Here is a 10,648-nt window from a genome sequence, read left to right on the forward strand (position 1 = left end):
CCATTATCGATAGAAATAGCTGATCCACTTTGGAGCCTGCATGCCATCTGAAAAAGCCCCGCCACACGTGGTATTCCTGCCGCTGGGGGCTCCGGAAGCCGGGGCTAGCCTGCAGAGTTGGCTGTATGAGTCGCTAAGGCGGGCGATCCTCGGCGGCCGTCTACCAACAGGCAGTAAATTGCCCAGCACCCGCGCCATGGCCGAGCACTACAGCCTGGCCCGTGGCACGGTGCAGGCGGCCTACCAGCAGCTGCTTTCCGAGGGTTACCTGCAAGCACGAACAGGTAGCGGTACGCGGGTCAGTGAGGTATTGCCGGATCCCACGCTCAATGCGGGTTACGTTCGACGCAAGGTGGTGCCGGTGCAGGAGGAGAAACGCAGCGCTCCTGAGACTCCGTGGCTGAAACGCTTGGACGAGATCGTGCCGATTTTCTCCCGGCGCACACTGCCTTCCGGGCTGCGACCGTTCTTTCCCCACCGTGGTGACATCAACGCCTTCCCCATCGATCTGTGGCGCAAGCTGCATACCCAGCAACTGCGCAGCTCGCGTCTGTCCATGCTGCTCGATTCCGATCCGGCGGGTTTGCCCGAATTGCGTGAAGCCATCGCCAGTTATCTGGCCATTGCCCGTGGCGTGCAGGTATCACCCGAGCGCATCCTGGTACTCAGCAGCGTGCAGCAAGGGCTCGATATCTGCCTGCGGCTGCTGGCCCCAGGCGACTCGCAGGTGTGGATGGAAGACCCTGGCTACCCAGGCGCACGGCAGTTGATGGACATCTCCGGAGTGCGTCGCGTGGATGTGCCGGTGGATCGCTTCGGCATGCAAGTAGAAGAAGGCATGCGCCAGGCGCCTGCTGCCAGGCTGGCCTATGTCACACCGTCACGGCAGGCGCCGCTGGGGGGCGAGCTGTCGCCAGCCAGGCGTCTGGCCTTGCTGAAGTGGGCAGCGGAGCAGGGCAGCTACATCTTCGAAGACGACTACGACAGCGAATACCGCTTCATCGCCAAGCCGATACCTGCGTTACGTTCGATGCCGGCCGCGGAGCATTCGGTGATTCTTGCCGGTACCTTCAGCAAGCTGCTGTTTCCCAGCGTGCGCCTGGCCTATCTGGTGCTACCGGAGCATCTGCTCGAGAGCTTCACGCGCGCTTCAGCGCTGATGTCACGGCATGCCAACAGCCTGGCGCAGGCCGTACTCGCGGATTTCATTCACGAGGGCCATTTCGACCGTCATGTGCGACGCATGCGCAAGATCTATGCGTCGCGCGCCGAGGCCTTCGCCGAGGCGGCGCACAGGCATTGGCAAGGCCTGATTGAGGTGCCGGAAATTCGCGCGGGAATGGACATCGCCTGCCAGCTACAGGTCGAGAGCGAGCAGGACGCCTTCACCCGTCTGCAGGCTGCCGGAATCGACACGATTCCGCTGTCACGCTACTGCGTGAATACTCGTGCAGCGGGGTTGGTAATGGGCTTTGCGCCCTATGAAGAACGCACCATCGAGGATGCCGCCAAGGCTGTTGCACTGGCCTTGCGCGGTTGAGAAGTGCCCCGGCCAAGGCCGGGGCGGCCGCCATCAGAGGATGCTAAGCGGATACTCGACGAAGGCGCGAATCTCGTTGAGATCCGGCCCTACGTCGCTGCTGGAGCGGTAGATGGAGTTGCGCAGGCGCAGGTGCAGATCCTTGGCCGCACCACTCTGGATGGTGTAGCTGACCTGGTTGAAGATCTCGCGCTCGGTGCCCTTATTGTCGTTGCCGGTATCGATGTTGTCACCGCGTACATAGGCGAACTTGTAACGCAGGCCCGGCACACCGTACTCGGCGAAATCCAGCTCGTAGCTGGCCTGCCAGGAACGCTCATCCTTCAGGTTGAAGTCCGAGTAGTAGGAGTTGGCCAGGTAGATGCTGGCACCACCATCGCCATAGTCATAGGCGAAGCCGGCGTCACCCGTGTTGCGCTGGTGAGCGACGATGAAGGCATGGGCGCCGATGCTGTAATTGGCCGCCAGACTCCAGATGGTGTTGCGGTCGCCTTCGCCATCACCGCCGTAATCCAGCGCCGCATCGGAACCGGTGTCGTACTTGGTACGGTAGATGTTGAAGTCGAAATTGAGCGCCTGATCCGCCGCCAGGGCAAGGTTGTAATTGACGTTGGCGTAGTAGCGCTTGTACACGTCTTCGATGTCGGAGTGGTACAGCGCCACGCTCAGGTCGTCACTGACGGCATAGCTACCACCGAGTACATCGATGCTCTTCAGGCGGTTGGGGTCGCGTGCCGGGTCGCCCATCGGGCTGTCAGCGGTGAAGCGACCGGCATTCAGTTCCAGGCCTTCGATTTCGTTGCTGGTGACCAGCGTGCCGGTGAAGGACTGCGGCAGCAGGCGGCTGTCGTCATGAGCCAGAACCGGCAGGGAAGGGAACTGGTTGCCGTACTTGATCACGGTATTGGAGAAACGCAGCTTCACCGCGCCACCAGCCTGGGACAGATCGTCCACCGGGTGACCCTGGCTGTCGGTGTCGAAGAAGGCCGCATAGTTACGACCGCGACCGCTGTCCAGTTTTACCCCGAGCAGGCCAAAGGCATCGACGCCAAAACCAACGGTACCCTGGGTGAAACCCGATTCGAAGGTGGCGATGAAACCCTGACCCCAGGTCTTGGCGTCGTTGGTGTTGTCCTTGTAATCACGGTTGAAGTAGGCGTTGCGCAGCAACAGATTGAGGCTGGCGTCTTCGACGAACCCATTGGCTTCGGACTGGCTGCTGGCATGTGCCAGCTGGCCGCCCAGCGCAAGGCTGCAAGCCAGCGCGAGACAGTGCTTCTTGTGCATGTTTGCTCCCGATGTCGTGTGCTTTCTAAACGGACTTCACAGCGAGGCAAGGCCCGGCCCAGAGGGCGCGCTTAGAGTTATCAGCACATGGCGAGAGGCACTATTCAAGCGGATCGATGATCACTATCAGTGACTTCGATGGGGTGTTCGCGACGAAGGGCGATAGGCTTCACCCCGATGAAGATTCCCGAGCGGTGGTTTCTACTCCTCCCCCAGACAGCACCGCTCTGGCTCCACTTCATCTCCTTTGGTTAAGACGACTTATGGCCGCGCCGGTACTCCAGCGCGGCTTTTTTTTGCCTGCATTTTCAGCTGTCGCTGCCCAGCGAGGTGTAGCTGGGCCATTGCCGCAGCAGGGTCTCGACAAACTGCTCGGCCGCAGGCGACAAGGAGGAAGCCCGACGACGCACCAGCCCCAGCGTTCGACTGATGACCGGATCGACCAGCGGGCGTCTGACCAGAATCGGATGATCTTCGGCAGGCATCGCCAGGCTCGGCAGTGCGGCAATGCCCAGGCCGGCTTCGACCATACCCAGAGAGGTGGATAGGTGTTGCACCTCGTAGAACCAGCTCGGCCGCCAGTCCAGATTGGCTAGGCCGTGGTCGAGCAGCACACGGTTACCGCTCAGGCGACCGACACCGATAAGCCTGTAGTCGCTCAACTCGCGCCACGCGACCTCTGGCTGATTGGCCAGCGGATGATCACGGCGACAAGCCAGGACGAAGGGTTCGTTGACCAGCGGGGTGAAGTCGATTTCCGCACTCTGGCCACTCTGCATGTTGATGCCGAAGTCCGCTTCACCACGGATCACCGCCTCCAGGCCTTCGTGAGCACTCAGGTCGAGAATGCGGATGCGAATCTTCGGATATTGCAGGTTGAAGGCACGAATCACCGTGGGCAGGAAGTAGAAGGCGGCGGTCGGGATGCAGGCCAGTGTCACCTGGCCTGACTGACGCTCGGCAAGCTCTCGGATGCCCAGTATCGAGCGTTCGAAGTCATCCAGCAGGCGCCTGGCCTTGGGCAGAAAATCGCGCCCCACGGCCGTCAGACTGACACGACGGGTGGTGCGATCCAGTAACTGGATGCCGAGACCTTCTTCAAGCTTCTGCATGCGTCGGGTCAATGCCGGCTGGGAGAGGTGGATCGCGTTGGCGGCCTCGTGAAAATTACCGAATTCGGCAATTTTCACGAAAGCCCGGATGTCTTGAAGTTCGTAATTCATGCGTTTTGATTATTAGTCCCTGATATTTTTGTTTTCATTGCACCAGTCAACCCTAGTCTCTGAGGCTGAGCCTGGCAAGACGTAGTGTATGCGCATGCATTAATGCGCATATCGGAATAAATGTACAAATATATGCATTTTACAGAATAAAAACGCGCTCTTCATAATTACTCCAAGGCAACAATCAATAGATTTAATGCGTTGGAGGCATCATGCGGACGGTACCTTGTGTACTCATGCGAGGCGGTACTTCGAAAGGGCCAGTATTTCTGGCCAACCATCTGCCCAGCGATCCACAGCAGCGCGATGAGGTATTGCTCAGCCTGATGGGCTCTGGCCACGAGCTGGAGATCGATGGCATTGGCGGTGGCAGCCCGCAAACCAGCAAGGTGGCGATCGTCAGCCGTTCGCCACACCCGGATGCCGACGTCGACTACCTGTTCGTGCAGGTCATGGTGACCCAGCGTCGCGTCGACACCGCTCCGAACTGCGGCAATATGCTCTGCGCCATCGGCCCCTTCGCCATCGAACACGGCCTGGTCAATGCCAGTTCGCCGATGACGCGGGTGCGTATCCGTAATCTCAACACCAACACCTTCGTCGACTCCGACGTGATGACCCCGGGCGGCCGTGTGCGTTATGACGGCGATACCGCCATCGATGGCGTACCGGGTACCGCCGCGCCGATCAAACTGACCTTCCTCAACGCCGCTGGCGCCAAGACCGGCAAGTTGCTGCCGACTGGCCGTGTGCGTGACCAGTTCGACGGTGTCGAGGTCACCTGCATCGACATGGCAATGCCGATGGTGCTGATGCACGCCGAAGCGCTGGGCAAGACCGGTTACGAGTCGCCAGCGGAACTGGATGCCGATACGGCATTTCTGCAGCGCCTGGAGCGCATTCGTCTGCAGGCCGGCCTGGCCATGGGCCTCGGCGATGTCTCGCAGATGGTCATTCCCAAGCCGGTGTTGCTGGCGCCAGCACGAAATGGCGGCACCCTCAGCGTTCGCTACTTCATGCCGCACAGCTGTCATCGCTCGGTCGCCGCCACAGGGGCCATTGGCCTGGCGACGGCCTGCGCCGTTGTCGGCAGCGTCGCTCAGGACATAGCCCCTATCGCCGGTGAAGCACTCGTGCGCCTGGAGCACCCAGGCGGGCAGATCGAGGTTTCCCTGCAGCCTGCCGGCGACGGTCAACCTGAAAACCTGCGCGCCTCGCTGGTACGCACCGCACGCCGCCTGTTCTCGGGCGAGGTTTATGTCCCCAACCTGCGCCGAACAGGAAGCTGATTCCGTTTCACCACAACCACACCCGTAGGGTTCATGATAATGACAAGAAAGAAATCCCTGAGCTGCTCCGTCCTGGGCATGTCCGTCCTTGCACTGCCTGGTGCTGGCGCCACGGCTGCAGGCTTTATCGAAGACAGCAAGGCCAACCTGGAGCTGCGCAACTTCTACCTCAACCGCGACTTTCGGGAGAATGCCGGGCAGAACAAGCGAGAGGAGTGGGCCCAGGGCTTCATCCTCAACCTTGAGTCCGGCTTCACCCAGGGGACGGTCGGCTTTGGCGTCGATGCCATCGGCATGCTGGGCATCAAGCTCGATTCCTCGCCTGATCGTAGCGGCACCGATCTGCTGCCACGCGACAGCCGCAATCGCGCCGAGGATGACTACAGCAAGCTTGGCGTGACCGGCAAGGTGCGCTTCGCCGAGAGCCAGCTGCGCGTCGGCACTTTGCTGCCGAAGATGCCTTACCTGCAATACAGCAACGCACGCCTGCTGCCTCAGGTGTTCGAAGGTTTTCAACTGCAGAGCAAGGATCTCGAGGGCGCGACCTTCACTCTGGGCGAGATCAACCGTGTTGTTCAGCGCAACGTGTCCGGCTCGGACAAGCTTGCACTGAACAACAAGAACGGCCGTTTCGGCGCGAGTCCGGAAAGCGACGAATTGCGCTTTGCCGGCGTCGATTACGCGATCAATCCGCAGTTGCTGGCCAGCTATCACTATGCCGAGCTGAGTGATATCTATCGCCAGCACTTCGCTGGTCTGCAACACACGCTGCCGCTTGGCGCCGGCAAGTTGAAGAGCGATTTGCGTTACTTCAACAACAGCGAAGCGGGTCAGGAGCGGGTTGGCAAGATCGATAACCAGGCCATCAACGCGATGTTCACCTACAGCGTCGCGGGGCATTCCTTAGGACTCGCCTATCAGAAGATGCGGGGTGACGATGCCTTCACCTACGTCAACGGCGCCACGCCGTACCTGACCAACTTCCTGCAGATCAACGACTTCGCCGGTCCCGACGAGCGTTCCTGGCAGCTGCGTTACGACTTCGATTTCGCCACTGTCGGCGTACCCGGGCTGACTTTCATGACCCGCTACGTTCGTGGCGACCAGGTAGACCTGGCAGCAGGAGAGGGGCGGGAGTGGGAGCGTAATACCGACATTGCCTACGGTTTTACCAATGGCCCTCTGAAGAACCTCAAAGTGACCTGGAGAAACGCCACCTATCGCTCAAGTTTCGTTCGTGATCTGGACGAGAACCGTTTGATCCTCAGTTACATCGTACCGCTCTGGTAACGCCTTTCCTGACAACTCCAATAAAAGGAACAAGCATGTCAACTCTTACCCTTCGCAAGATTCTGCCGTTGACCCTGGCCTTGCTCATCGGCAGCGCCTCGGCTGTCGCTGGTGAACCGCATCGCCCTGAATGCATCGCCCCGAGCAAGCCCGGCGGCGGTTTCGACCTGACCTGCAAGCTGGCGCAGGTCGGCTTCAAGGACGAGAACCTGATCAACTCGCCGATTCGCGTGACTTACATGCCGGGCGGCATCGGCGCCATTGCCTACAACTCCATCGCCGCCAACCGTCGTGCCGAACCCGGCACCCTGGTGGCGTTCTCTGGCGCCTCGCTGCTGAACCTGGCACTGGGCAAATACGGCCGCTTCGATGAAAACGCCGTGCAATGGCTGGCCACCGTCGGCACCGACTACGGCACCCTGGCCGTGCGTGGCGACTCGCCGTACAAGACGCTCGACGACGTCGTGCAAGCGCTGAAGAAAGACCCCAAGAGCATCACCGTCGGCGGTGGCGGCAGCATCGGTGGTCAGGGTTGGATGAAGATCGCCCTGTTGGCACGTGCAGCAGGCCTCGATCCACGTGACCTGCGTTATGCCGCGTTCGAAGGGGGCTCCGAGCACTACATGGCGCTGATGGGTGGACATGTGGATCTGGTGACCGGCAGTGCCAGCGAGATTCGCGCGCAGCAAGGCAACAACATTCATACGCTGGCGGTATTCAGCGAAGAGCGCCTGACTGGCGAGCTGGCCTCGATCCCCACCGCACGTGAGCAAGGCTATGAAATTCTCTGGCCGTTGATCCGTGGCTACTTCGTTGGGCCTGACGTTAAGGCCGAAGACGTCGCCTGGTGGCGCGAGCGCTTCGCCAAGCTCAGTGCTTCCGAAGAGTTCCAGAGCTATCTGGCCGATCGCGATGTGCTGCCGTTCCATGTCGATGGCAAGGAGCTCGATGATCTGGTGAAAGTCCAGGTAGAAGAGTACCGCCAGCTGGGACGCGAGTTCGGCCTGGTTGAATGATGCCTATGGCGCCGCCTTCGGGCGGCGCGTTCTCGCGGAGCCCCGCTATGCACGATCGTATTTTCGCAGGTATCACCCTGCTGCTTTGCTGTGTCCTGGCGGTAGCCGCCTGGGGATACAGCGCTCCCTTTTCCTATGAACCAGTCGGCCCGAAAGCGTTTCCGCTGCTGCTGCTTCTGCTGATCGCGGCAGGTGCCGTACAGCTGCTGTTCAAGCCTGCTACCGAGTCGCACGGCGAAGAGCCACCGATGTCCCGCGAGGTGGTGGTCAAGGTCACCATCTGCCTGGTGATGATGGGGCTCTACGCTGCTTTGTTCGAAACCCTCGGTTTCATTCTCTCCAGCGTGATGTTCGGCATCGGGATGGGGCGCCTTTATGGCGGCCGCTGGCCACAAAGCCTGATCAGCGGCACGGCCCTGGCCATCTGCCTGTACCTGCTGTTCGACAAGGCGCTCGACGTTCCTCTGCCACTCGGCATCCTTTCGTCCCTGGAGAACTGATTCATGGATACTCTCGGTTATCTCAGTCAGGGCTTCGGTGTCGCCCTGACGCCCTACAATCTGGTCACGGCCCTGTGTGGCACCTTGATCGGCACCGTGGTTGGTCTGCTGCCAGGCCTGGGGCCGATCAATGGCGTGGCCTTGCTGATTCCAGTCGCCTTCGCCCTCGGTCTGCCCCCGGAAAGCGCCCTGATTCTTCTTGCTGCCGTTTACCTGGGCTGTGAATACGGCGGCCGTATTTCCTCGATTCTGCTGAACATCCCGGGCGAAGCCTCGGCGGTGATGACCACCCTCGACGGCTATCCGCTGGCACGTAGCGGCCAGGCGGGTGTGGCGCTGTCGCTGTCTGCCTGGAGCTCGTTCATCGGCGGCCTGATTTCCACCATCGGTGTCGTGCTGTTCGCGCCCTTGTTGGCAAAATGGGCGGTGGCCTTCGGCCCGGCCGAGTATTTCGTACTCATGGTGTTTGCCATCACCTGCCTGGCCGGCATGGCGGGCAACAAGCCGCTGAAGACCGCCGTTGCGGCGCTGATTGGTCTGTTGCTGTCTTGCGTGGGCATCGACTCCAACAGCGGCGTGTATCGATTCACCTTCGGTAGCCTCGGCTTGGCCGATGGCATCCAGTTCGTGGTGCTGGTGCTCGGTTTGTTCTCGATCAGCGAAATCCTGGTTCTGCTGGAGCGGACTCATCAGGGTCAGAAGGCCATCAAGGCCAGCGGTCGCATGCTGTTCAACCTCAAGGAAGGCGCCTTCGTTCTGGGTACCAACTTGCGCAGCGGTCTGCTCGGTTTCGTCCTCGGTATTCTGCCGGGCGCCGGGGCGACACTGGCCAGTGCTGTGGCCTATATGTCCGAGAAACGCATGGCGGTGAAGGACAACACCTTCGGTAAAGGCGATCTGCGTGGCCTGGCTGCGCCGGAAACCGCCAACAGTGCCTCGGCTTGTGGCTCCATGGTGCCGATGCTGACCCTCGGCGTGCCGGGCTCCGGTACCACGGCGGTGATGCTCGGTGCGCTGACCCTCTATAACATCACACCCGGTCCGCTGCTGTTCCAGAACCAGCCAGACATCGTCTGGGGCCTGATCGCCTCGCTGTTCGTCGCCAACCTGATGTTGATCGTGATGAACGTGCCGATGATCAAGATCTTCACCAAGATCCTCTCCGTGCCTTACTGGGCGCTGGTGCCTGCGGTCGCGATCATCACAGCCATCGGTGTCTACGCGGTACATGCGACCACCTTCGACCTGTTCCTGATGATCGTCATCGGCATCTTCGGCTACGTGCTGCGCAAGATGGATTTCCCGCTCTCGGCCATCCTGCTGGGCTTCATCCTTGGCGGGCTGATGGAGCAGAATCTGCGCCGTGCCCTGTCGCTGTCCAACGGCGAAATCGGGATACTGTTCGCCAGTCCGATCACCTGGGGTGTGTGGGCTTTGGTTGGCGTGATGATCGCGTTGCCGTTCTGGCGCGCCTGGCGTGCACGTCGCCAGCAGGCTCGTGTATCCAGCATGGCCTGATCCATTTCAAAGGAGCGTTCCCAGATGCGTGTCGTGATACCGGAAGACTACCAACGGGTCGTACAGTCACTGGATTGTTTCCAGTTGCTCGAAGGCTTCGATGTGCAGGTGTATCACGACCATGCCAGCGATCCGGAGGTGCTCGCCGAGCGCTTCGCCGATGCCGATGCGCTGGTGCTGACGCGCGAGCGCACGCGTATCGACGCAGCGCTGCTACAGCGTTTGCCCAAGCTGAAACTGCTCAGCCAGACCGGGCGGGCAGGGCCGCATATCGATCTGCAGGCCTGCCGCGAGCGTGGCGTGACGGTAGCCGAGGGCACCGGTTCGCCCATCGCGGCAGCGGAGTTGACCTGGGCGCTGATCCTCAATGCCCGGCGCCAGTTGCGTGAAGCCATGAACGGGCTGTATGCCGGCAAGTGGCAGGTCAACCTGGGTGAGCGCCTGTATGGTCAGACGCTGGCCATCTGGGGCTATGGCAAGATCGGCCAACGCCTGGCGCGCTATGCGCGGGCCTTCGATATGCGCGTATTGGTCTGGGGCAGCGAGGCATCCCGTCAGGCTGCCGTAGCCGATGGCCATGAAGCCGCAGCCTCGCGTGAAGCGTTCTTCGAGCAGGCCGATGTGCTGACCCTGCACCTGCGTCTGGTGCCGGCAACGCAGCACTGCGTGACGGCCGCGGATCTGGCGCGAATGAAACCCGATGCCTTGCTGGTCAACAGCAGCCGCGCCGAGCTGATCGCCCCCGGCGCGTTGCTCGACGCGCTGGATCATGGCCGGCCTGGCCAGGCAGCACTGGATGTATTCGAGCAGGAACCGATTCTGCACGCTGACCATCCGCTGCTCACGTACCCGCGCGTGCTGTGTACGCCGCACCTGGGTTACGTCGAACGGCACAGCTATGAGGCCTACTTTGGCGAAGCCTTCGCCAATGTGCGGGCGTTCTTCGCTGACCAGCGCAACGACTGAGTGCCTGGCAACCCAGCCC

Annotated in this window: 9 protein-coding genes; 7 read left to right on the forward strand and 2 right to left on the reverse strand. The window is 61.0% G+C overall.

The features are described 5' to 3' along the window. Nucleotides 1–40 precede the first annotated feature (40 nt). The gene (gene pdxR / locus HS968_RS13005; RefSeq protein ID WP_119691248.1) at nt 41–1,540 is read left to right on the forward strand and encodes a MocR-like pyridoxine biosynthesis transcription factor PdxR; all 1,500 of its coding nucleotides are present in this window, start codon (nt 41–43) and stop codon (nt 1,538–1,540) included. A gap of 33 nt (nt 1,541–1,573) precedes the next feature. Here pdxR and HS968_RS13010 read toward each other — a convergent pair whose 3' ends face one another. Together HS968_RS13010 and HS968_RS13015 are read right to left on the reverse strand one after the other, a co-directional pair. Further along, entirely contained in the window at nt 1,574–2,827 is a 1,254-nt protein-coding gene (locus tag HS968_RS13010; RefSeq protein ID WP_182371529.1) for an OprD family porin, read from the reverse strand. A gap of 308 nt (nt 2,828–3,135) precedes the next feature. Beyond that, nucleotides 3,136–4,050, reverse strand: coding sequence for a LysR family transcriptional regulator (locus HS968_RS13015; RefSeq protein ID WP_106741247.1), 915 nt, complete (start codon nt 4,048–4,050; stop codon nt 3,136–3,138). A gap of 212 nt (nt 4,051–4,262) precedes the next feature. On the opposite strand from HS968_RS13015, the gene HS968_RS13020 reads away from it, so the two are divergent. Genes HS968_RS13020 through HS968_RS13045 form a run of 6 tightly spaced genes read left to right on the forward strand, consistent with a single transcriptional unit; the run spans nt 4,263 to nt 10,629 of the window. Next, nucleotides 4,263–5,339, forward strand: a complete 1,077-nt coding sequence (locus HS968_RS13020; protein WP_119691250.1) for a 4-oxalomesaconate tautomerase — start codon at nt 4,263–4,265, stop codon at nt 5,337–5,339. A 39-nt stretch (nt 5,340–5,378) separates the two neighbouring features. Then, nucleotides 5,379–6,629 carry an OprD family porin gene (locus HS968_RS13025; protein WP_119691251.1) on the forward strand — a complete coding sequence of 417 codons (1,251 nt, stop codon included), beginning with the start codon at nt 5,379–5,381 and terminating at the stop codon, nt 6,627–6,629. Nucleotides 6,630–6,664: 35 nt separating this feature from the next. After that, nucleotides 6,665–7,645 carry a Bug family tripartite tricarboxylate transporter substrate binding protein gene (locus HS968_RS13030; RefSeq protein ID WP_182371530.1) on the forward strand — a complete coding sequence of 327 codons (981 nt, stop codon included), beginning with the start codon at nt 6,665–6,667 and terminating at the stop codon, nt 7,643–7,645. Nucleotides 7,646–7,692: 47 nt separating this feature from the next. After that, entirely contained in the window at nt 7,693–8,145 is a 453-nt protein-coding gene (locus HS968_RS13035; RefSeq protein ID WP_182371531.1) for a tripartite tricarboxylate transporter TctB family protein, read from the forward strand. 3 nt (nt 8,146–8,148) lie between these two features. Next, entirely contained in the window at nt 8,149–9,663 is a 1,515-nt protein-coding gene (locus tag HS968_RS13040; RefSeq protein WP_119691254.1) for a tripartite tricarboxylate transporter permease, read from the forward strand. 24 nt (nt 9,664–9,687) lie between these two features. After that, the gene (locus tag HS968_RS13045) at nt 9,688–10,629 is read left to right on the forward strand and encodes a D-2-hydroxyacid dehydrogenase family protein (protein WP_182371532.1); all 942 of its coding nucleotides are present in this window, start codon (nt 9,688–9,690) and stop codon (nt 10,627–10,629) included. The last annotated feature ends 19 nt before the right edge of the window (nt 10,630–10,648 follow it).

The organism is Pseudomonas berkeleyensis (assembly GCF_014109765.1).
Taxonomy (GTDB): Bacteria; Pseudomonadota; Gammaproteobacteria; order Pseudomonadales; family Pseudomonadaceae; genus Aquipseudomonas; species Aquipseudomonas berkeleyensis.